Raw genomic sequence first — 22387 nt, 5'->3', positions numbered from 1 at the left:
TCGCGCTCATGCCGATCCCGCCCGCCCGCCTTTCGAAATATTTTCTTGCAAGCATGGCCGTCCTCGCTGCGGCCGGGCCGGGTATTGCGCTGGCGCAGGCGCCCGACAGCGTCATCAGCCAACCGGGGACGGCGCCGGCTTCGACCTTCCGCACCGATCGGCTGACTGGCGAGGACGTAAAGCCCTCCGATGGCGTCGGGGTCTTCGACCGGATGGGCGCGAAGCTGCCCGACCTGCCGCCGGAGAAGGATTACAAGGGGCCGATCGACGAGGCTTACGGCGCCTATCAGCGCGGTTACTACCTGACGGCAATGGATAGGGCGCTGCCGCGCGCCCAGCTCGGCGATCCGGCGGCGCAGACGCTGATCGGCGAAATCCTCTCCCAGGGTCTCGGCGTCAAGAAGGACGTGAAGAACGCGGCCTTCTGGTATGGCAAGGCGGCCGAAGGCGGCGATGCGGCGGCAATGTTCAAATACGCGCTGATGCTGATGGAAGGCGAAGGCGTGCCGCGCGACAAGGTCAAGGCCGACGACTACATGCGCAAGGCAGCCGAGGCAGGCAACCCTTCAGCGGAATTCAACTGGGCGCAGATCCTCGTGGCCGACAATCCTGGCGAGAAGGGGCTGAAGCTAGCGCTGCCATTCTATGAAAAATCCGCCGAGCAGGGCATTGCCGATTCGCAATATGCGGTGGCGCAGCTTTACGCGACGCTGAAAGACCTGCCGGAGGAAAAGAAACGACTGGCCCGCGAGTGGATGGCGCGTGCAGCGCGTGCCGGCTTCGACACGGCTCAACTCGATCTCGGCATCTGGCTCGTCAACGGCGTCGGCGGCCCGAAGGATTATGTCAAAGGTTTCGAATGGCTGAAGCTTGCCGCCAATGGCGGCAATGTCGCGGCGCAAAACAAGCTCGCCCACCTCTATGTCAATGCCATCGGCACGGCGCCCAATCCGGTCGAGGCGGCGAAGTGGTACGTGCTGTCGCGCCGCGCCGGGCTTGCCGATCCGGCGCTCGAGGATTTTTATCTAGGCATCGAGGACGACCAGCAGAAGGCGGCGATCGAGGCCGCCAACAAGTTCCGGCGGCGCTAAATAAGCGCGCCGCGCCTCTCAACCGGGGCGACTTTAAAACAGCGCATCGGCGAAAAGATCCTCATCGTTTTCGATTTTGGCAGGCTCGGCGGGAGCCGGGGCAGCAGCGCTTTCCGCGCAGGCGGGGATGATGTCGCGATGAATGTTGCGCTCCTGAACCATCGTATAGTGCTTGAAGATCTTGCGGTCGAGCGACGCGATCGCCTCCGCCAGATCGGAGATATCGGCGACCTCGGTGCCGGCGGCCTCATCAAGTACATCGGCGCAGCGGGCGAAGACCTCGCCGAGGTCACGCTGGAAATCGAGCTTGCCGATCAGCAGACCGATCTTGGTGGCGACCTCGCGGCCGTTTTCGGCAAGCACCTTCAGCTCTTTTTCCATCATGTCGGCTGCGGAGCGGATGTTGCCGACGGCCGAGGTCAGGCCTTCTCCTAGCCCCCCCGTTCCGGCATCCATGGCCGGAGTGACGCGCCCGGCCGCGGCTTCGAGCGCCGGCAGGCCGGTGACGATGGCATCGGCGGATTCGTCGAGCTTGCCGGCGAAAATGCGCAGCTCGGCCGTAACGACGTTGATCGACCTGCCTTCCTCGCCGAGACGGCTGCAGCGCAGGTTGGTGTTCAAGGCCATATAGTGGATGTCGGTCTTGACGGCGCGGATGTTGGCAATCGCTTCGGAGAGCTTGGCGGCGGTGCCGATCGTCGACTGGCTGACCTGGTCGGCTTGCCGGCTTGCCGTATCGACCTGCCGGACGATTTCATGGGCGGCCGAAACGCTTGATTCCAACGCCCGCATGAAATTACCGCCGGATTCGCCGCTGGCGCCGCTCATCTGGTCGCGCAGCTTGAGGATCTCCCGCATGTCGTGGTCGAAACTGGCGATCGTCGTGACGACGTTTTCCGACTCCCGCTGGAAATTTACGCACATGTCGCTCATCTGCGCCGCGGTCAGATGGTGAATAACGTTCTGAAGACGCTTGCGTGCGCCGGCGTCGAGCTTCGCGCCCTCCTCGCCGGTAAGGAATTCTTCGAGCAGCGAAAGGGTGGCCTGCACATGCTCGATGCGCTGACGGGTGATGTCGCCTATCTGCAAGGCGGAGAGCGTCGAGGCGACCTTGCTCTGAACGCCGCGTGCAATCGCGCCGACCTCACGGGCGACGACGCCCAGATGCTTACGATGTTCGGCGATCTTGGCGGCGTCGTCGCGCAGGGCGGCGGCAACGGCCGGGACGGTATCGGCGTAGCCCTTGGAGACACTGGCGCCGAAGGCGGCTGCGAGTTTGACCTCCTTGTCTAGGCTGTCGAGATGCGCGGCGAAACGGTTGACTTCATCGGTGCCGGAATAGATCCGCTCCAGGATCTCCTGGGCGAAGCCGGCGAATTCGGCAAGGCCGGCGCCGGTGATCTTCACGGTCACGGCGAAGGTTCTGAGATAACGCATCGTCTCCTGCATGTCGGACACGTATTTGCGCAGATCCCGGCCGGTCTGCGCCAGTGAGACGAGTGCCTGCTGACGATTTTCTTCGGTGACCGGCAGCGCCGTCAGGCTCTCCACCGTGGCACGGAGATCGGCGCCGGTATCGCTCTGCTCCCCATTGTCCAGCGCCGCGGTGACACCCTCAAGAGAATTCAACAGACGGTTGAGAACATCCATCACCGAGAGCAGCACCGTGCCGCCTTCGAGAAAACGTTCCTCGACCCGGCTGCGGGCGGATTCCAGGGTTCGGCCAATGTCCCGCCCGGAGGTGTAGGCTGCAGCGGTCGGCGATACCAGAGTGTGTGCCAACATTTATACCTTTTCTTAAAACACCGGCTTATCTGACTCTATTTCTACGGGAAGGATGGAAACGTCCGGTAAACGCGCCGGACTCGTCAGCGTTGTGATTAACGAAAGATGTGGAGGGCACGCGGCCCGAACCTCGCGGCGGGTTAATATTGCTTAACCTCTTGCTTTTGTTTTATTTGTTTCTAAATTTTGAGAAGAGAATACAACTTATCCCCGATGAGAAATTGGGAGTCCCGGGACTCGTTATACGACAGCTTCATACAACCGCTGTTTACCCTGCATTAACGCTGCCGTGAGAGTCCTCTAACGGTCGTCAAGTATTTCTCGGCCAGAGGAGGCTGCGTTGGACACTCCTAAACAATATTGCGAATCTATAGATCTGCCGGAAGCGCTCAGTATTCGCTCTGTGTCTGAGCTATATTCAAAGTTTTCCAATGAATTTCGGGGCCGCGATACAATCATAATCAGCATTCCCGAAAGTGCGGAAGCGGATCTGAGTTTCATTCAACTCATAGAGTCATCGCGCCGCCAAGCAAAAGCTGACGGGAAGACATTCAAACTTTCCACACCTGCTCGCGGCTCGGTTCTGAAGGTACTTGAGCGTGCAGGTTTTATAGAATCCTTCGATCAAGAAGATTCCAAGTTCTGGTTGCATAAAGAGGTAACGTTATGAGTGCAAACATCCTGACTGTTGACGATTCCGCCAGCATCCGCCTGACCACCAAGGTTACGCTGAGCAATGCCGGTTACAACGTCACCGAGGCCGTAGATGGGGCCGAGGGCCTCGCGACGGCCAAGAGCAGCCGCTTCGATCTGATCGTGACCGACCTCAACATGCCTGTCATGGACGGGCTGACGATGATCGAGGAACTGCGCAAGCTGCCGGGGCAGGCAGGCGTTCCGATCATCTTCCTGACGACGGAATCGGATACCGATCTAAAGGCACGCGCCAAGGCCGCGGGTGCTACGGGTTGGCTGACCAAGCCGTTCGATCCGGAAAATCTCGTGAAGATCGTGAAGAAGGTTCTCGGACGATGAGCACGCTCGATCCCGTTGCCGTGTTCCGCATGGAGGCCGCCGAATGCCTTGAGGCGATCGAGGCCGGTCTTCTCGACCTGACCCACCAACTCGACAACAAGGATCTCGTCGATGCCGTATTCCGCGGGCTTCATACGCTCAAGGGCTCCGGCGCGATGTTCGGTTTCGAGGCGCTCGCCGCTTTCACGCATCATTGCGAAACCGCCTTCGACCGCGTCCGCAAGGGCGAGGTCGCTGCGACCAGCGAACTCGTCGCTGCCGTCCTGGCCGCCCAGGACCATATGCGCGCCCTCGTCGAACGGCCGGACGCCGATCACGGTGACACCGGCAGCAAGCTTCTGGCGCAGCTGCAGGCTGCCGTCGGCGGCAAGCCGGCGGCGCCGGCGGCGGCACCTTTAGCTGTTGCGGCACCCGTGGTCGTGCGTGAGGTATCGGCGAAGAAGAAGAACAGATGGCGGATCCGCTTCAGTCTGCCCGCCAACTCGATGGCCAACGGCACCAACCCGCTTGGCCTGCTGGATGAGCTGCGCGATCTCGGCGAATGCACGGTGCGGGCCAACACCTCGGCCATTCCGCCCCTTAACGAGCTCACGCCGACGGAGCTCCATATTTCCTGGGACGTGATGTTGACCAGCGAGCAGGATCGCTCGGCGATCGACGACGTCTTCATCTTCGTGCTCGACGATATGGAACTCAGCGTCGAGGAGATCGTCGGCGCGGCAACCGCCGCTCCGACCGCGGAGAAGGCTGCAGCCGCACTGGTCGCTGCAGTATCGGCTGCCGTTCCACCGGCAGCCGTTCCGGAGTTTCGACCGGTCGAGGCCGTCCCGGTCCGGCGCGAGGCGCCCGCGGCCGCCAGCCAGGCGAAGTCGGCCGAGAATGTCCGCGTTCCGGCCGAGCGTCTCGACGAGCTGATGGACCGGGTCGGCGAGCTTGTCATTGCGCAATCGCGGCTCAGCCAGCTCGCCAGCGCCAGCGCCGATATTGGGCTGCGCTCCGTCTCGGAAGAAATCGAACGCCTGTCCGGTGAACTGCGCGACACGATGATGGTGCTGCGCATGGTGCCGGTCGCAACCCTGTTCTCCCGCTTCCGCCGCCTCGTCCACGATCTCGCCCGCGAGACCGGCAAGGTGATCGAGCTGGTGATGGAGGGCGAAACCACCGAAGTCGACAAGACGGTGATCGAACGGCTGGCCGATCCGCTGGTGCATCTGGTAAGGAATTCGATCGATCATGGCCTCGAGATGCCTGCCGACCGCCTTGCCGCCGGCAAGACCGAAGCCGGCACGGTGATCCTTTCGGCCCGGCAAGCCGGCGGCGAGGTGATCATCTCGATCAAGGACGACGGCCGTGGCATCAATCGCGAACGGGTTCGGGCCAAGGCGGAATCCTCCGGCCTCATTCATCCCGGCCAGCCTCTTTCCGATTCCGAGCTGCTGCAGCTGATCTTCGCTCCCGGCTTCTCGACGGCTGCGGCTATCACCAATCTCTCCGGGCGCGGCGTCGGCATGGACGTGGTCAAGAAAACGGTCGAAGAGCTTCGCGGCGCGATCGACATCGTCAGCGTCCCTGGACAGGGTTCGGAAGTGTCGCTGCGCATCCCGCTGACGCTTGCCATCATCGACGGCCTGCTGGTGCGTGTCGGTTCCGGCCGCTACGTCATCCCGCTTTCGGCAGTCGAGGAATGCCTCGAACTGTCACTCGAGGAAGATCTCCGCTCGCGCGGCCGCAGCTTCATCTCGCTGCGCGACAGCCTGGTGCCGTTCCTGCGCCTGCGCGACCTCTTCCGTACCGGCACGAAACCCGACGTGCACCAGAAGGTCGTCGTCATCTCGACCGGCACGGAGCGCGTCGGCCTGGTCGTCGACCAGATCATCGGCGACCACCAGACGGTCATCAAGTCGATGTCGAAACTGCATAACGACGTGGCGACTTTTTCGGGCGCCACCATTCTTGGCGACGGCAGCGTCGCCCTCATTCTCGACGTCGGGCACCTGGTTGCCGCGGGTCAGCAGCAGGAGGCGCAATTGCGGGTAGCAGGATGAGTGCAACAGCAGCGACAGCCGAACGATTCGACAATCACTGGAACTATGCCGAGGAGGTCGAGGTCCTGACCTTCGATCTCAACGGTGAAACCTTCGCGCTCGAAGCGGTCATCGTCCAGGAAATATTGGACCTGCTTCCGGAGACCGCGGTGCCGGGAAGCCAGCCCTTCGTCGCCAGCGTCATCAACTTTCGCGGCAAGGTCATTCCGCTGGCCGATCTGCGTCTTGCCTTCGGGATGGAGGCGGCGGAGGCCACGATCGACAGCCGTATCATCGTTATCGAAATCGATCTGCAGGGCGAGCAGACACTCGTCGGACTCAGAACCGACAAAGTGAACGAGGTGACGACGCTTGCAAAATCCGCGAGCGAGGCGCCGCCGAGCGTCGGCATGCGCTGGCGCGCCGATTACATCAACTGCCTGGTGAAGCGGGGCGTGGAGTTCATCATTCTCCCTAATCTGCAGGCGATATTTTCGTCGAGGCACAAGGCGGCGGGAGCCGTCAGCTGACGTCGGATGAATTCAAACGTGGGGGTTTGACGATGCGCTTGACAATAAAGACGAAACTGGTGACGGCGTTCACCTTCATCATTCTGATGCTGGTGGGCACCGCCGCCTACGGTGTCCTCAGCCTTGGATCGCTGAACGATACGATCGATAAGCTTCTCTCCGGCCCGGCAGCCCGCCTCGATCTGGCGCAGCAGATCAACATTGCCCAGCTCGAAGCCATTCGCCAGCAGAAGAACCTGCTCACCGCCCGCACGGCGGAGGAGACGGCGGGTTCGATCGCCAAGGGCAATCAGGCCCGCAAAGACTTCGCCGACGCCTTCAGCCAGGTGCTGGCACTGGCAACGGAAGAAGGGAAGGCGCGCTGGGCACGCATTGCCGAACTTTCCAAAACCTTCAATGCGGCCGACGATCAGATCCGCGAATATGTTAAAGTCGGCAATGCTGAAGGCGCAAATAGCATCTCGGTCACCACGGCGCGGGCCGCCGCCAACGACATCGACGCGACACTCAGCGAAATCCTGACACTTGAAAAGCAGCGCATGAAGGCAGCCGATGACGGTGCCGAGGCACAGTATCTGACGACGCGCACAATGATGGTCGCGGTCGCCATTGTCGCCCTGCTGACTGCGGCTCTCACCGCCTTCTGGATCGCCAACACGATCAGCAAGGGCCTCAAACGCGCCAACACCGTGGTTCGCGAAGTATCGGAAGGCGATCTGACCAAGACGGCCGATATCACCAGCCATGACGAAATCGGCGAGCTTCTCGGCAACGTCAACACGATGATCGAACGCCTGCGCGGCGTCGTCGCCGATGCGCTATCGGCCGCCGACAACGTCTCTTCCGGCAGCCAGGAACTTTCGGCAAGCTCGGAGCAGGTATCGCAGGGCGCCACCGAACAGGCGGCTTCAGCCGAAGAGGCCTCCGCCTCGATGGAGGAGATGGCCGCCAACATCAAGCAGAACGCCGATAATGCCGCGCAGACTGAGAAGATTGCCCGGCAGTCGGCCAAGGATGCGGAAGCGAGCGGTGAGGCGGTGACGCGTGCTGTCGACGCCATGCGGACGATCGCTCAGAAGATCGGCATTGTCCAGGAAATCGCCCGCCAGACGGACCTGCTGGCGCTCAACGCCGCCGTGGAAGCGGCGCGTGCCGGCGAACACGGCAAGGGTTTTGCGGTTGTCGCCTCCGAAGTGCGCAAGCTTGCCGAACGCAGTCAGTCGGCCGCTGCCGAAATCAGCGCGATGTCGAGCGACACGGTCAAGGCTGCAGCCGATGCCGGCGAAATGCTTGGCCGCCTGGTGCCCGATATCCGCAAGACGGCTGAACTGGTTTCCGAAATCAGTGCTGCCTGCCGCGAACAGGATATCGGCGCCTCGCAGATCAACGAGGCGATCCAGCAGCTCGACAAGGTGACGCAGCAGAATGCCGGCGCTTCCGAGCAAATGTCTGCGACCTCGGAAGAGCTTGCCAGCCAAGCGGAGGAACTGCAGACGTCGATCGCCTTCTTCAAGGTCGATATGGCAGGCAGCGCTCGGCCCGACGCCCACAGGGCGCAGCCGAGCGCTTCGGCGAGGGGGATCAAAGCCTCGGCGGCTGCCCGCAAGCCCGCCCCGCAGGCCCGCAGCCAGGGTCGCGGCCAGACGGTCTCGGCTCAGCAGCAGCGTCTCAAAGGCTTTGCTCTCGACATGTCGATGGGCGGCCCGGACGCCGGCGACGATGATTTCAGGGAGAGCGCATAAGCGCTCCCCTGGGGAGAGCGCACTCCCTCTGGGGAAGCCGCCCAAGCGTCTTCGCCCCCATATGATCCCTCGGGCCGCTCCGGTGGCCCGAGGCGGAATATCCCCAACGCGTGTAGGCGTTGGCGCTGCGACCGATAAATGTCCGGCTGCCGGGAAGTGAATGTAGTCGCTTTCCCCCTTTCAGACACATCACTTGAATTTCGGCGTTCCGTGGACGGGAACGTCTCCATCTCATCGTTTTGGCGCATAGAACGGGGTATCACATGCGTTTCACCATCAAACTCAAACTAGGCCTGGCCTTCGGGATCATGACGCTGCTGCTGATCGGCATCGCAGTCTATGGAAGCCTCAGCCTCGGCACTTTGAACGAGGCAAGCGGGAATATGATCGACGGCCCGGTGCGCCGCCTGGAACTGGCGCTGAACGCCAATATTGCCGAAGTCAACGCCATCCGCGCGCAAAAGAACGCGCTGCTTTCCACCGATGCCGAGGCTGCCGCCGGTTTCTACAAGGAGGCCGACGAGAACATGCAGGCCATGTTCGACGCCGTCGATGCCGGTCTTGCCATCGCCAGCGCGGAAGGCAAACCGCACTGGGAGAAGTTGCGGACGGTCGGCGAGAAATTCCGTGAAAAATCCGCCGAACTGCAGCAACTCGACGCCAGAGGCGACAAATCGGGTGCGATGGCGCTTTCACTCGGCGACCTCAGGACGATGACCGACGATATGGGCGGTGCTATCGCCGCCCTGACGGAGATCCAGCGCAAGGGTATGCAGGCGACCAACAACGCCAATACCGAGCTTTATGACTCGACCAAGCTTGTTCTCACCACCGCATCCGGCATCGCCGTGCTGATCGCACTTGGCGCGGCATTGTGGATCACCTTCGGAATCAACACCGGTCTGCGCAAGATCACGACCGTCGCGAACGCCGTAGCACTCGGCGATCTCAATCAGACGGTCGATGTCAGAACCAATGACGAGATCAAGGATTTGATCAACACGGTCAATGCCATGACCGCCAACCTGCGCTCTACCGCGGCGCTTGCCGACCAGATTGCCCTGGGTGACCTCACGACCGATGCCAAGCCGCTCTCCGACAAGGATACGCTCGGCATGGCGATGCAGAGCATGATCGCCAACCTGAGGACCACCGCCCGTATCGCCGATCAGATCGCCAATGGTGATCTGACGGTGTCGCCGAAGCCGCTCTCCGATAAGGATGCCCTGGGCCTTGCCCTGGAGCAGATGGTCGACCGCCTGCGCGGCGTTGTCGCCGATGCGATCTCTGCCGCCGAGAACGTCTCCGCCGGCAGCCAGGAACTTTCGGCAAGTTCGGAGGAGGTGTCGCAGGGCGCCACCGAACAGGCGGCTTCAGCCGAAGAGGCCTCCGCCTCGATGGAGGAGATGGCTGCCAACATCAAGCAGAACGCCGATAATGCCGCGCAGACTGAGAAGATTGCCCGGCAGTCGGCCAAGGATGCGGAAGCGAGCGGTGAGGCGGTGACGCGTGCTGTCGACGCCATGCGGACAATCGCCCAGAAGATCGGCATCGTTCAGGAAATCGCCCGTCAGACCGATCTGCTGGCGCTCAACGCCGCCGTGGAAGCGGCGCGTGCCGGCGAACACGGCAAGGGGTTTGCGGTTGTCGCCTCCGAAGTGCGCAAGCTTGCCGAACGCAGTCAGTCGGCCGCTGCCGAAATCGGTGCGATGTCGAGCGATACCGTGACGGCCGCCCAGGAAGCAGGCGAAATGCTTGGCCGCCTGGTGCCCGATATCCGCAAGACGGCTGAACTGGTTTCCGAAATCAGTGCGGCCTGCCGCGAGCAGGATATTGGAGCTGCCCAGATCAACGAAGCGATCCAACAGCTTGATAAGGTGACGCAGCAGAATGCCGGCGCCTCCGAACAAATGTCTGCGACCTCAGAAGAACTCGCAAGCCAGGCAGAAGAGCTGCAGACGTCCATCGCCTTCTTTAAGGTCGATACGGCAGGTGATCGTCAAACCCGCGCGCCGGCTGCCAGGACGAAGGCCCGCAATCCGGTACTCGCCACTGGGCGCAGCCTCGGCGGCAGGAGGCCCGCGGCCAATAGCGTCGCTGGCCAGCAAGCGCGGGCAAAGGGCTTCGCTCTCGATCTCTCCATGGGTGGTCCCGATGATGGGGACGCCGAATTCAAGGAAAGCGCCTAAACATGGCTCCAACATCTCTGGAAGCGCAATTCGTGACCTTCAGCCTCGGCGAAGAGATTTTCGCCGTGCCGGTTGAGGTCGTAAGGGAAATCCTCGACTATGCGGAAGCTTTCAAGATTCCGAACGGTCCCGACTATCTGCTCGGCCTGCGCGATGTGCGCGGGCAGGGCGTGCCGACGATCGATCTTCGATTGAAGCTCGGCATGACGAAGACCGAGCCGACGCCGCATACGCGGGTGCTCGTCCTCGACGTGCCGATGGAAAGTCGGCTCTTAACGCTGGGCCTCGTCGCCGACCGCGTGTTCGAGGTCACGCCGTTTCGGCGTGACCAGATCGAGGCGGCGCCAGATATCGGCGTGCGCTGGCGTTCGGACTATATCGCCGGCGTCGTTCGCCGTGAAAACGGCTTTGTCGTCATCATCGATCTCGCGCGGCTGCTGTCGCGCGAGGACGCCTCTGCACTGCAATCGGCGGCCTGACCGCGCGTCAACCCGGAGTACTACGTCTCATGAGTATGGCAGCAGCGGTGGAAACCCAATTGCCGGGCGACCGGATCAGCAAGCGCAATTTTGAGCGGCTTGCCCGGTTCATCTACGACTATAGTGGCATCAAGATGCCGCCGACCAAGCTGACGATGCTCGAGGGGCGGCTGAGGCGCCGTCTTCGGGCAACCAATCATGCGACCTTCGACGACTATTGTGACTTCCTGTTCAATCAAGACGGTCTTGCACAGGAAACCATTTACCTGATCGACGTGGTGACGACGAACAAGACCGACTTCTTCCGCGAAGCCAAGCATTTCGACTATATGCAGAGCGTGGCATTGCCGGCTATCGCCGGCAGCGGCGTCCGCACGATTCGCACCTGGAGCTCGGCCTGCTCGACGGGAGCCGAACCCTATACGATGGCAATGGTGCTGGCGGAATTCGCCGAAGGCCGCAACGACGTCTCCTACAGCGTGCTGGCGACCGATCTTTCCACCGACGTGCTGCAGACGGCGCGCCGGGGCATCTATCCGGAAGATCTCATCGCACCGGTGCCGCGCGACCTGCAGCGAAAATATGTGCTGACGGCCAAGCAGCCGGATCGGCGGGAGGTGCGCATCACGCCGAAACTGCGCAGCAGGATCGGATTTGCCCGCATGAATCTGATGGACGAGAAATACCCGATCGGCGAGCCGATGCACGTCATCTTCTGCCGCAATGTGCTGATCTATTTCGACAAGCAGACCCAGGCGGGCGTGCTCAACCGTCTGTGCGATTGCCTGGCGAAAGGAGGGTACATGTTCATCGGTCACTCCGAATCGATCACCGGTTTCGATCTGCCATTGAAGCAAGTCTCCAATACGGTATTTCAGCGTGTCTAGTGCGTGTCGGTTTTTGCGAGCACCTCCCGGCAAAACCGCTTATGCGCGTCGCGCTTTGCCTGGCAAAACCGCTTTGCGCTTTGCCTGGGAAAACCGCTTCACACTTTTCTGGAATTGCTCCAGGGGCATTCATGGCTAAGAAAATCCGCGTTCTCATCATCGACGATTCCGCCAGCATCCGTCAGACGCTGGCGCATGTGCTGGAGCAGGATCCCGATATCGAGATCATGGCGGTGGCCTCCGATCCCTTTGTGGCGGCGCGCAAGCTGCTGGAGGAGGTCCCCGACGTCATCACGCTCGATGTCGAGATGCCACGCATGGACGGCATCACTTTCCTGCGCAAGCTGATGGCGCAGCGGCCGATCCCTGTCGTGATGTGCTCGTCGCTGACGGAAGCGGGTTCGCAAACGCTGATCCAGGCGCTGGAGGCCGGTGCCGTCGACGTCATTTTGAAATCGAAGATCGGGGCCGCCGACAGTCTTTCCGATGATGCGATACGCATCCGCGAAATCGTCAAGAGTGCCTCGCATGCACGCCTTCCCACCGTCCGCCGCGCCGCCGGAACCGTGCGCTCGGCTTCGGCCGACGGGCCGGCCAAGAAGCTGACGGCGGATGCGATGCTGCCGCCGCCGACAGGACAGGCCATGGCGAAGACGACCGAGATGGTCGTCTGCGTCGGCGCCTCCACCGGCGGCACGGAGGCGCTGCGTGAATTTCTGGAGGAATTGCCGGCCAATGCGCCCGGCATGGTGATCGTCCAGCATATGCCGGAAAAATTCACCGACGCCTTTGCCAGGCGGCTGAACGGGCTCTGCGAGGTCGAGGTCAAGGAGGCCGTCGACGGCGACCCGGTGCTGCGCGGGCATGTGCTGATCGCGCCCGGCGACAAGCACACGCTGCTTGAACGCCAGGGCGCGCGCTATCATGTCAGCGTCAAGACCGGGCCGCTGGTGTCGCGCCACCGGCCTTCTGTCGACGTGCTCTTCCGCTCGGCGGCGCGGTCCGCCGGCTCGAATGCCATGGGGATCATCATGACCGGCATGGGTGATGACGGCGCGCGCGGCATGCTGGAAATGCATCAGGCCGGCGCCTACACGGTGGCGCAGGACGAGGCGAGCTCGATTGTTTTCGGCATGCCGAAGGAGGCGATCGCCAAAGGCGGCGTCGACCGCGTCTTGCCGCTCGATCAGATCGCTCGCGAAGTGATGCTGACGCAGCAGAAATTCTGAGATCTGTTTCAGCGGAACCGAAGCAAAGTGCTAGGCAGGACACTGCCGCCGGGCAACCTATTCGGCATAATCGGCGATGCATCGATCCGACGTCGTTGAGAACAAGCGTTGGGACGACCTGCTGTCGATTGTCGCTAAGCCGCCTCGAAGGCTTTGACCCGTTGCTTGAAAGATCAATCGTTGGTGATTGCCGCTGGGGTCTCAAGGCGCGCGATTTCGGCGCCGGCTTGTAAAGAGCTGCCGGCCTCAACCTTGAAGCGGACCGTGCCGGCCTGCTGCGCCGTCACCTGGGTTTCCATCTTCATGGCTTCCACGACGGCAACCAAATCGCCGGCCGCCACCTCGGCGCCATCCTCGACCTTGAAGGCCTGCAACGTACCCGAAATTGGCGCCGTAATGCTCAAGGGGTCGTGCGCCGCAATAGCAGAAGCCGGAGCGGCAGCGGTCGGTAAGCTCCCCAAGCTGGCGAGAAGCGCAGATGGAATACCGACCTCGTGGCGTCTGCCGTCTATTTCGACATGGGCGCGGATGAGCGTGTTATCGAAGCTTGCTGCCGGCCGAGCTTCCGCCTCAAGACGGGCGGCGAAGTCCGTTTCGATCCAGCGCGTATGTACCTTGAAGCCATCCTCTCCAGTGAAATCGCGGCTTTCCATCACCGCGCGGTGGAACGGCAGCACGGTCGCAATGCCTTCGATCCTGAATTCGCTCAAGGCGCGCCGGGCACGAGCGAGGGCCTGTTCGCGGGTGGCGCCGGTGACGATCAGTTTTGCCATGAGGGAATCGAAAGTGCCTGGCACGGTCGAACCGGAAACCACGCCGCTGTCGAGACGGATGCCAGCGCCCGCCGGAGCATCGAAGCGCGTAATCGTCCCCGGTGTCGGCAGGAAGCCGCGGCCTGGATCCTCGGCGTTGATGCGAAATTCGATTGAATGGCCACGTGGCGCAGGCGTCTCGGTGACAAACAGCGGCAGGCCGTCAGCGATGCGGAATTGTTCGATGACCAAGTCGATCCCCGTCGTCTCTTCGGTCACGGGGTGTTCGACCTGCAGGCGGGTATTGACCTCGAGGAAGGAGATCGTACCGTCAACGCCGACCAGGAATTCCACCGTGCCGGCGCCGGAATAGCCGGCGGCGGCACAGATGCGCTTGGCCGCATCATGGATCTGTTGCCGTTGGGCATCTGAGAGGAAGGGGGCAGGAGCCTCTTCGACAAGCTTCTGGTTGCGTCGTTGCAGCGAGCAATCGCGGGTACCGAGAACCAGAACATTGCCGTGTTTGTCGGCCAGAACCTGCGCCTCGATATGGCGCGGACGGTCCAGGAAACGTTCGAGGAAACACTCGCCACGGCCGAAGGCGGCCTTGGCTTCACGCACTGCGGATTCGTAGAGTTCGGCGATGTCTTCGATCTTCCAGGCAACCTTCAAGCCGCGGCCGCCGCCGCCATGGGCTGCCTTGATAGCGACTGGCAGGCCATATTGTTCGGCAAAGGCAATGACTTCGGCTGCGCTCTCGACCGGGCCATCGCTGCCTGCGACCAGGGGGGCGCCGACCGAGGTCGCGATCCGCCGCGCTTCGACCTTGTCGCCGAGCGCGTCGATGACATGCGGATCGGGGCCGATCCAGATCAGTCCGGCTTCCTGCACGGCGCGAGCAAATTCGGCCCGTTCGGACAGGAAGCCATAACCCGGATGGACGGCATCGGCGCCCGAGCGTTTGGCAATGGCGATCAGCTTTTCGATGTCGAGATACGTCTCAGCCGGCCGGCTGCCGTCCAGCCCGTAAGCTTCGTCTGCCAGCGTGACATACGGCGCATCAATATCCGGATCGGCATAGACGGAAACCGATTTCAGGCCATGATCGCGGCAGGCGCGGATGATACGGACGGCGATTTCACCGCGATTGGCGATCAGCACTTTTTTCATTGGCGTCTCCTCACTGTTTTTCTCGCTCAGACCGTGGCGGGCTTGATATCGCCGAAATCTCTCACGGGTCTGAAGCGTATCTGGGCATTGACCGGGATCTGTCCGGCGAGATCGAGATGATATTCGGCAACCGTGCCGATGACCGGATAGCCGCCGGTCAAGGGATGGTCGGCGAGGAAGAGGACCGGTTGACCACTGTGCGGCACCTGAATGGCGCCGGTCGCTGTTCCCTCACTCGGCAGTTCCGCAGTATCCTTGCGCTCGAGTGCTGTTTCACCGGAAAGTCGGATGCCGACGCGATTTGACTGCGGTGTGACATGAAAGAGCTGACTGGACAGCATTCCGATGGCAGCCTCTGTGAACCAGTCGCTGCGCGGCCCCATGATCACGTCAAGGGTCACGACATCGCCGCAGGCCGGATGATCGAAAGCCGGCGCTTCGGTGAGCGAGACGCTGGTGAGGTCCGATGCGTCATTGTTGACGCCCAGAACCATGCCCGCCGTCACGGGATCAGGCCCGACCACGGCGAGCGTATCGGTCGAGGCACTGCCGAGCACCGGCTTCACATGAAAGCCGCCACGAATGGAAAGGTAGCTGCGCATACCCTTCGGCGCCTGTCCAAGGGTCACGACATCGCCGGCTTCGAGCGAGATCGGCTGGTAGGTTGCGGCAGCGAATACTCGGCCCGACGCGTCGCGGATGCTGATCGGGCAGGGGGCGCCCGCCACGCCGATAACAGTACGGCCGGATACCTCGAAGGAGAAACCGCCGAGGACGATTTCGAGACAGGCTGCGCCGACAGGATTGCCGACAAGGCGATTGGCGGTTTTCAGGGCGCCTTGATCGAGTGCACCGGACGACGACACACCTTGTCCTGCCTGGCCGAAGCGGCCGAGATCCTGAAACAGCGCCGGCATAGGGGCAAGCAGCACCTTCAGCGTGAGGGCATCGGTTTCCGTCTGGGCCGATGCGGAGGTTGCGGTCTTTGCCGGTGTGGTCGAAACAAGGACCGATTTTTTTGCAAGATCGAAAAATCGCACCCGGTAACCGGGCTGAAACAGCGCCGGCGGATCGCGCGACAGATCCCACATCTTTGTCGTCGTCGTGCCGATGATCTGCCAGCCGCCAGGGCTCGCTTGCGGGTAGACGCCGGAAAATGCACCGGCCAGCGCGACCGAACCCGCCGGAATTTTTGTCCGCGGGCTCTGGCGGCGTGGCACCTGCAGGGCGATATCGCCGCCGACAAGATAGCCGAACCCCGGAGCAAAACCACAAAAGGCGACCGTAAAGGTGCTCTCTGTATGGCGGCGGATGACCTCTTCCACGGAAAGGCCGCTGAGTTCGGCCACGTCGGAAAGATCCTCTCCGTCATATTGCACGGGAATTTCCACCAGCATGTCCGAAGGCGCGATCCGGGCGGAAAGATCGCGCGTGGCGATATTGGCGGCCAGCGCCTCCGCAGTCAGCTTTTCCGGACGAAACCGGATCATCAAGGTGCGGGCGGCGGGCACCGTATCCACGACACCCTCCACGGGCTCTGCCTTGAGAGAGGCAAACAGCGCCAGGGTCTCGTCGAGATCGGCGAGTTCGACCAGGATAACCGTCAGGCTGACAGGCAGGAAACGCATCGGAACCTCCGGCGTGATAGGCTGAATCAAGAATATTAGTGACGAACATATGCTCCGGCACATGGGTGATGGAAAAAGGCACGCCAGATGCGGTAGAGCGGCAAATCCCTGCGCAGGTCGGCCCCGGCGCCAGAAGTGTTGCGTGTGAGCCCGGATCCGAAACGTCGAGAACCGGGCAGGCTTTCGGATTGCTTTGCGCATAGAGTAGGTCGTCGAAGGCAGAGTCGCGCGGCCGCACGATATGTCGGCCTGGGTAAAACCGGGGGTGATGCCCTAGGCCAATGGTGCCTGCGCGACAGCACGCGCTGGCGGTGCGCGCCGACTCGATATTGACGTGGCGAAGATGGTCGACGGCGATCACGATGTTCCTCCCGTGGACGCCTGATCAGGCGGATAGGAATGAGCGGACAGTGATGCCGGCGGCTTCGAAGGCGCGACGAATTTCCCGGGCGATGGCAACGGCACCGGGACTGTCGCCATGTACACAGATCGATTGCGCGTCGATCCGGATGGTCGAACCGTCGATAGCCTCCAACGTGCCCTCGTTGGCAAGCTGCAGCATGCGCTGGGCGATGACCTGCGGATCATGCAGGACCGCGCCTGTGTCGCGGCGCGAGACAAGCTGACAGTCGGGCGTGTAGGCACGATCGGCGAAAGCTTCGGCAACGACCTGAAGGCCGGACTTCCGCGCGAGTTCCAGAATGGGTGCGCCGGCCAATCCCATCAGGACCAGCGAGGGGTCCACGGCCTTGATGCCGTCGATCACGGCCTGGCCCTGTTTCGGATCGTGGGCAATGCGGTTGTAAAGCGCACCATGCGGCTTGACGTAGCCGACGCTGACGCCGGCCGCTGCGGCAATGCCTTTCAACGCGCCGATCTGGTAAATGACGTCGGCGATCAGTTCGTCGCGTGCAACGTCCATGTCGCGCCGGCCGAAGCCGACACGATCCGGGTATGAGACATGCGCCCCGATCGACACACTTTTTTCAGTGGCTGCCCGGACGGTCTTCAGGATGCCGAGCGGATCGCCGGCATGGAAGCCGCAGGCGACATTGGCGCTGGAAACGACGGCAAGCATCGCCGCATCATCACCCATGCCCCAGGCGCCATAGCTTTCGCCGAGGTCGCTGTTCAGATCGATGGCAGTCATGTCTGTTCTCCTCAAGCAGCTGTCAGCAGAGCGAAGATCGGGCCGATCGACTTGTAGCCCATATACCAGGTGAGCACGCACGTCAGTACGCCCAGCACCAGGAGCCAGCGCGGATAACGATACCCGCCCAACAGATCCGAACGAGCCCAGACCGCATACATGAAGATCGACAGGCCGACCGGCAGGACGAGGCCGTTCAATCCGCCCACAAAGACCAGCATGGCGGCCGGCGGGGTGGTTATCAGCATGTAAGCGATTAGAGAGATGGCAATGAAGCCGACGGTGGCGAAGTTGCGCTGCCGCTCCGGCATATCCTTCTTGAACGCCGTCAGGAAGGAGACCGACGTGTAGGCAGCGCCGATGATGCTTGTCATCGCCGAGGCAAGGAAGACTGCGCCGAATAGACGCAAGCCGATATCGCCTGCAGCTGCATGAAACGCTTGGCCGGCCGGATTTGCAGCTTTGCCCGACAGGTCAATGACGGCGCCACTTGCGACGACACCGAGGACGGCGAGGAAGAGAATATACCGAAGCATGCCGGTGATCGCGATGCCGCTCAATGCTGCCCTGTTCACAGCGCCGAGATTTTCAACGCCAACCGTGCCCTTGTCCAGCAGGCGATGCGCCCCGGCATAGGTGATGTAACCGCCAACAGTGCCGCCGACGATCGTCGTGATCGTCGCGAAATCAATGACGTCGGGCAGGACGGTCTGGCGCAGGGCTTCGGCGATGGGCGGACCTGATACGATTGTCGCATAAAGAATAAGAGCGAGTTTGATGAAGGCTGCCACATAGACCACGCGATCCATGGCTACGCCCGCGCGCCGCGACAGGAAAATACCGATCGCCGCGAGCGCGCCGATCAGGCCGCCGATCTTCGGATCGAGGTCGATCATCGCGTTGAAGCCGAGGCCAGCTCCGCCGATGTTGCCAATATTGAAGAATAGTCCACCAATGATGACGAGGGCGGCGAGGAGATAGCCGGAGCCGGGTATCGCCGCATTGGCGATATCGGAGGCGCGCATGCGGGTGATGGTGACGATCCGCCAGATGTTTGCCTGGACGATGAAGTCAATCAGGATCGAAACGATAATGCCGAAGGCAAAGGCCGCGCCCAGCTTGACGGTGAATGTGGCGGTCTGAGTGATGAAGCCGGGGCCGACGGCAGACATCGACATCAGGAAGATGGCGGCCATCAGAGCCGAGCGGCGCGACTTGACCGATATCCCAGACGGCACTGGTGATGCGATGCCGGTGGACGAAATAGCTGGCTGTTCCAAGAAACCTCTCCTTATGTGTGGACGGCCCTGAACTCCCCCGGGTTGGCCCACTTGATTTATCGACAGGGCTAGCGTCGTCTTGTTCGACAATTATGTCAAGATTGTTCAACGATTTTCTTTATATCGTTCAAGGAGAATGTGCAGATGTTGAGCGATCTGGTGTATGATTGGGCACGAAAACGCCTTACTTTGTGCAGATTTGGACCGCGGTGTAGCCGTGCCCGCCGCCTTCCGGTTGTTACGTGGCTGCGATCTGCCCGGTCGCGTCGTGCAGCCATTGTCCCCATGGGGCGAGAACCGCTATATCGATCGCCACATGGACGGATGTTTTGTCCGTGTGCGTATATAGGGGTTTCGATGACTGAGCAGGATACCACATTGGCGCTTGCGCCGCGGCTGGCGGAGGAGCTCCGCGACAAGCTGATTGCGGGCGAATTGAAGCCCGGTCAGCGCCTCTCCGAGGCGGCGCTCAGCGTCGGTATGGATGTGTCTCGCAATTCGTTGCGCGAGGCCTTCCGACTTCTGACCAAGGAAGGCCTTTTGCGGCACGAGCACAATCGCGGCGTCTTCGTCGCCACGCCCAGCGTGGCCTCGATCATCGACATTTACCGGGTGCGCCGCACGATCGAATGCCAGGCGCTCGCCAAGGCCTATCCCAATCATCCGGCGGTAGCGAGAATGCGCTTGGCTGTTGAGCGGGCTAGGGCCGCGCGCAGCGACAAAGATTGGAGCACGGTCGGCAGCCAGAACATGGTCTTTCACGCAGCGATCGTCGATCTTGCTGACAGTCAGCGGCTGAATGCCTTCTATGCTCAGATCGCCGCAGAACTACGCCTTAGCTTCGGTCTGCTCGCCGATCCGGAGCTGTTGCACGCACCCTATGTCGACCTGAATGCGGCGATAGTCGAAAAGCTCGAAGCTGGGATGACGGCTGAGGCTTCCGCGGCGCTCGAGGCTTACCTAACGCAGTCTGAGCGCACTGTTCTCGCTGCCTTTTCGCGAATTGATGAGAGGAACCCTTCCGGGAAGTAAGTGAGTAAGGCACACAGCACGAGCAGCAGAATCTCCGGCCACGGTCAAACCACCCGCCAACTTTGCCGAGGATCGAAAAGCGCCGAAACGATCGGAAATGGCACGTGAAGATGCGGAAGAGGCTGGCATGAACGGCTTCGTCGCTTCGAAGTGCCTCATGAATCACAATCCTACCGCTCCACGCCACGGCAATTTCCAACGCTGAAGCGATTGCTCTGCAGCCATGCGTGCGTCCCCTTGAAATTTCCGTGATTTTGTGGTCTTGAGGCCGCCAATCTTTGCAGCGCTGCCTGTCATGCATGTTCAGGGACAATTCCCGCCCCTGGCAGCGCGCGTCCCGTATCAGTCCCAAGGAAATGTGCCGATGGCCCGTTCAGCTCTTCTCAATGTCATGGTTCAGGCTGCCCTCAAGGCAGGAAAATCGCTGGGGCGTGATTTCGGCGAAGTGCAGAACCTGCAGGTTTCGGTGAAGGGGCCGGGCGACTTCGTTTCCGCCGCCGACCGCAAGGCCGAAAAGATCGTTCGGGAAGAGCTGCTCAAGGCGCGCCCGACTTATGGTTTCCTCGGTGAGGAGAGCGAGGAGATCAAGGGCACCGACGGCGCGCATCGCTGGATTGTCGATCCGCTCGACGGCACCACCAACTTCCTGCACGGTATCCCGGCTTTCGCCGTCTCGATCGCGCTCGAACGCAACGGCGAGATCGTTGCGGCCGTCGTCTTCAACCCGGCGACCGACGAACTCTATACTGCCGAGCGCGGCGGCGGCGCCTTCCTCAACGACCGGCGCCTGCGCGTCGCTGCGCGCCGCGTGCTGTCGGATTGCGTCATCGGCTGTGGCGTGCCGGCGCTCGGCAAGCGCAATCACGGCAAATTCCTGGTCGAGCTTCGCCACGTGATGGGCGAAGTGGCGGGCATTCGCCGTCTGGGCTCGCCGACGCTTGATCTCGCCTATGTTGCCGCCGGACGTTTCGATGGTTTCTGGGAAGCGGAGCTTGCGCCCTGGGACATGGCGGCGGGCATCCTGCTCATCCGCGAAGCCGGCGGCTTTGCCAGCGATTGGGACGGCGGAGCGGCCATTCTGGAGGGTGGCGCGATCGTCGCCGGCAACGAACACATCCACAAGGCGCTGATCGAGGTTATCAAGCGACCGATTCCCGCCAAGTAGGCGGGAGAAAACGCGGCTGTTGTAAAGTCACGGTTTTCGCCTCCGGATACTTCAATTCGGCACAATGTTGCTCTAGTCTCCGCCAGCAATGAGTTCGGAGGCTGCTGAACCTATGGAAAATGTGAATGTGGCGGAGCTCGGCTCCACCGAAAAGACGCCGGGCGGTTATGCCTACAGGCTTTCGAGCCCGATGCCCTTCCTCTGGACGATGCTGCTTTTCCTCGTCATCGTCGGGTTCATTGCCGCCATCCTCTTCCGGCAGACGCAGACCGCCTTCATGCACAATCCAGGCCTCAACGGCCTGATCGTCGGGGTTCTCGCGGTCGGCATCATCCTTGTTTTCAGTCACGTGCTGGCGCTTCGCCCCGAAGTGCGCTGGTTCAACTCCTTCCGCGCCGCCGGCAGCGCCGACAAGGTCAATCGCAATCCGCGGCTTTTGGCGCCGATGCGGGCACTGATCGGCAATCGCAAGACCTCGTTGGCGCTATCGACGACGGCGCTGCGTTCGATCCTCGATTCGATCGCGACCCGCCTCGATGAATCGCGCGACGTCTCGCGCTACCTGATCGGCCTGCTGGTTTTCCTCGGCCTGCTCGGTACGTTCTGGGGCCTCATCGGCACGATCGGTTCGATCAGCAGCGTCATCCAATCGCTCGATGCCGGCTCGAACGGCACGGGGGACGTGCTTTCGGCACTGAAGGAGGGGCTGTCCACGCCGCTTTCGGGCATGGGCCAGGCCTTCTCATCCTCGCTGCTCGGCCTTTCCGGTTCGCTCATTCTCGGCTTCCTCGACCTGCAGGCCGGCCGCGCGCAGAACCGCTTCTACATGGAGCTGGAAAACTGGCTCTCCTCCGTTACCGATGTCGGCTCCGACCTTGCGCCGGCGCTCGACGCCGTGTCCGGTTCGTCGTCGGAGGACATGCGTGCGCTCTCCGAATATCTGCGCAAGGCCTCCGAAGAAGGGGGTGTCGGCAGCCAGCGCTCGGTCGCCGCCATGGCGAGCCTTGCCGAAGGCATCCAGGGACTGGTCAAGAACATGCGCAACGAGCAGCAGATGCTGCGCGACTGGATCGAGGCACAGCAGGACGAGGCCAAGGCAATGCGCCGCACGCTCGACCGGCTGGCCGAACGCATCGGCTCGCAGGAGCGGGCCGGTGAGAAACCCGAACGCCACCGCGACCGCGCAAGCCACACAGAGAAGAGCGAGGGCAAGTAGGCC

The 22387-nt window shown here is 61.9% G+C and carries 18 protein-coding genes and 1 pseudogene; 13 read left to right on the top strand and 6 right to left on the bottom strand.

Features of this window, described 5'->3' with window-relative positions; genetic code table 11:
- Window positions 1–8: 8 nt before the first annotated feature.
- A complete protein-coding gene (locus tag AMC88_RS18190; RefSeq protein WP_012485157.1) occupies window positions 9–1091 on the top strand; it encodes a tetratricopeptide repeat protein in 1083 nt (360 codons plus the stop codon).
- A gap of 33 nt (window positions 1092–1124) precedes the next feature.
- Here AMC88_RS18190 and AMC88_RS18185 read toward each other — a convergent pair whose 3' ends face one another.
- Window positions 1125–2876 (bottom strand): hypothetical protein, encoded by a 1752-nt coding sequence (locus AMC88_RS18185; RefSeq protein WP_041683764.1) that lies wholly within the window; start codon window positions 2874–2876, stop codon window positions 1125–1127.
- A 340-nt stretch (window positions 2877–3216) separates the two neighbouring features.
- On the opposite strand from AMC88_RS18185, the gene AMC88_RS32155 reads away from it, so the two are divergent.
- The 9 genes from AMC88_RS32155 (at window position 3217) to AMC88_RS18145 (ending at window position 12991) form a co-directional block, all read left to right on the top strand.
- Window positions 3217–3546: an STAS domain-containing protein gene (locus tag AMC88_RS32155; protein WP_012485155.1), complete on the top strand. Its 330-nt coding sequence runs from the start codon at window positions 3217–3219 to the stop codon at window positions 3544–3546.
- A complete protein-coding gene (locus AMC88_RS18180; RefSeq protein WP_010014479.1) occupies window positions 3543–3911 on the top strand; it encodes a response regulator in 369 nt (122 codons plus the stop codon). The genes AMC88_RS32155 and AMC88_RS18180 overlap by 4 nt, the downstream gene beginning before the upstream one ends.
- Window positions 3908–5956 (top strand): chemotaxis protein CheA, encoded by a 2049-nt coding sequence (locus AMC88_RS18175; protein ID WP_012485154.1) that lies wholly within the window; start codon window positions 3908–3910, stop codon window positions 5954–5956. The genes AMC88_RS18180 and AMC88_RS18175 overlap by 4 nt, the downstream gene beginning before the upstream one ends.
- Window positions 5953–6465 carry a chemotaxis protein CheW gene (locus AMC88_RS18170; protein WP_064825630.1) on the top strand — a complete coding sequence of 171 codons (513 nt, stop codon included), beginning with the start codon at window positions 5953–5955 and terminating at the stop codon, window positions 6463–6465. The genes AMC88_RS18175 and AMC88_RS18170 overlap by 4 nt, the downstream gene beginning before the upstream one ends.
- A 32-nt stretch (window positions 6466–6497) precedes the next feature.
- Window positions 6498–8207, top strand: coding sequence for a methyl-accepting chemotaxis protein (locus AMC88_RS18165; RefSeq protein WP_012485152.1), 1710 nt, complete (start codon window positions 6498–6500; stop codon window positions 8205–8207).
- 263 nt (window positions 8208–8470) lie between these two features.
- A complete protein-coding gene (locus tag AMC88_RS18160) occupies window positions 8471–10396 on the top strand; it encodes a HAMP domain-containing methyl-accepting chemotaxis protein (RefSeq protein WP_064825629.1) in 1926 nt (641 codons plus the stop codon).
- 2 nt (window positions 10397–10398) lie between these two features.
- Window positions 10399–10875, top strand: a complete 477-nt coding sequence (locus AMC88_RS18155; protein ID WP_003590275.1) for a chemotaxis protein CheW — start codon at window positions 10399–10401, stop codon at window positions 10873–10875.
- Between the two features lie 29 nt (window positions 10876–10904).
- Complete coding sequence (locus AMC88_RS18150) at window positions 10905–11762, top strand: CheR family methyltransferase (RefSeq protein WP_037118081.1); 858 nt, start codon at window positions 10905–10907, stop codon at window positions 11760–11762.
- 131 nt (window positions 11763–11893) lie between these two features.
- A complete protein-coding gene (locus AMC88_RS18145) occupies window positions 11894–12991 on the top strand; it encodes a protein-glutamate methylesterase/protein-glutamine glutaminase (protein WP_064825628.1) in 1098 nt (365 codons plus the stop codon).
- 173 nt (window positions 12992–13164) lie between these two features.
- Here the strand turns inward: AMC88_RS18145 and AMC88_RS18140 are convergent, their stop codons facing one another.
- The 5 genes and pseudogenes from AMC88_RS18140 to AMC88_RS18125 all read right to left on the bottom strand — a co-directional run bounded on the left by AMC88_RS18140 (window position 13165) and on the right by AMC88_RS18125 (window position 18971).
- Window positions 13165–14913 (bottom strand): acetyl/propionyl/methylcrotonyl-CoA carboxylase subunit alpha, encoded by a 1749-nt coding sequence (locus tag AMC88_RS18140; protein WP_064825627.1) that lies wholly within the window; start codon window positions 14911–14913, stop codon window positions 13165–13167.
- A gap of 26 nt (window positions 14914–14939) precedes the next feature.
- On the bottom strand, window positions 14940–16541 hold the full coding sequence (locus AMC88_RS18135; protein WP_064825626.1) for a 5-oxoprolinase subunit B/C family protein: 1602 nt from the start codon (window positions 16539–16541) through the stop codon (window positions 14940–14942).
- Between the two features lie 80 nt (window positions 16542–16621).
- Window positions 16622–16902, bottom strand: a pseudogene (locus AMC88_RS32150) (DUF1445 domain-containing protein); the annotation flags it as partial.
- A gap of 24 nt (window positions 16903–16926) precedes the next feature.
- Window positions 16927–17691 carry a LamB/YcsF family protein gene (locus AMC88_RS18130; RefSeq protein WP_064825625.1) on the bottom strand — a complete coding sequence of 255 codons (765 nt, stop codon included), beginning with the start codon at window positions 17689–17691 and terminating at the stop codon, window positions 16927–16929.
- Between the two features lie 11 nt (window positions 17692–17702).
- Window positions 17703–18971 carry an NRAMP family divalent metal transporter gene (locus AMC88_RS18125; protein WP_064825624.1) on the bottom strand — a complete coding sequence of 423 codons (1269 nt, stop codon included), beginning with the start codon at window positions 18969–18971 and terminating at the stop codon, window positions 17703–17705.
- 357 nt (window positions 18972–19328) lie between these two features.
- Between AMC88_RS18125 and AMC88_RS18120 the strand changes: the two genes are divergently transcribed.
- The 3 genes from AMC88_RS18120 to AMC88_RS18110 all read left to right on the top strand — a co-directional run bounded on the left by AMC88_RS18120 (window position 19329) and on the right by AMC88_RS18110 (window position 22384).
- Window positions 19329–20003 carry a GntR family transcriptional regulator gene (locus tag AMC88_RS18120; protein ID WP_064825623.1) on the top strand — a complete coding sequence of 225 codons (675 nt, stop codon included), beginning with the start codon at window positions 19329–19331 and terminating at the stop codon, window positions 20001–20003.
- Window positions 20004–20367: 364 nt separating this feature from the next.
- A complete protein-coding gene (locus tag AMC88_RS18115) occupies window positions 20368–21168 on the top strand; it encodes an inositol monophosphatase family protein (RefSeq protein WP_012485142.1) in 801 nt (266 codons plus the stop codon).
- A 112-nt stretch (window positions 21169–21280) separates the two neighbouring features.
- Complete coding sequence (locus AMC88_RS18110; protein WP_064825622.1) at window positions 21281–22384, top strand: MotA/TolQ/ExbB proton channel family protein; 1104 nt, start codon at window positions 21281–21283, stop codon at window positions 22382–22384.
- Window positions 22385–22387: the final 3 nt, after the last annotated feature.

The organism is Rhizobium phaseoli, assembly GCF_001664385.1.
GTDB lineage: Bacteria > Pseudomonadota > Alphaproteobacteria > Rhizobiales > Rhizobiaceae > Rhizobium > Rhizobium phaseoli.
Note: the sequence above shows the minus strand (reverse complement) of the source record. Positions and strands in the feature narration are given on the sequence as shown.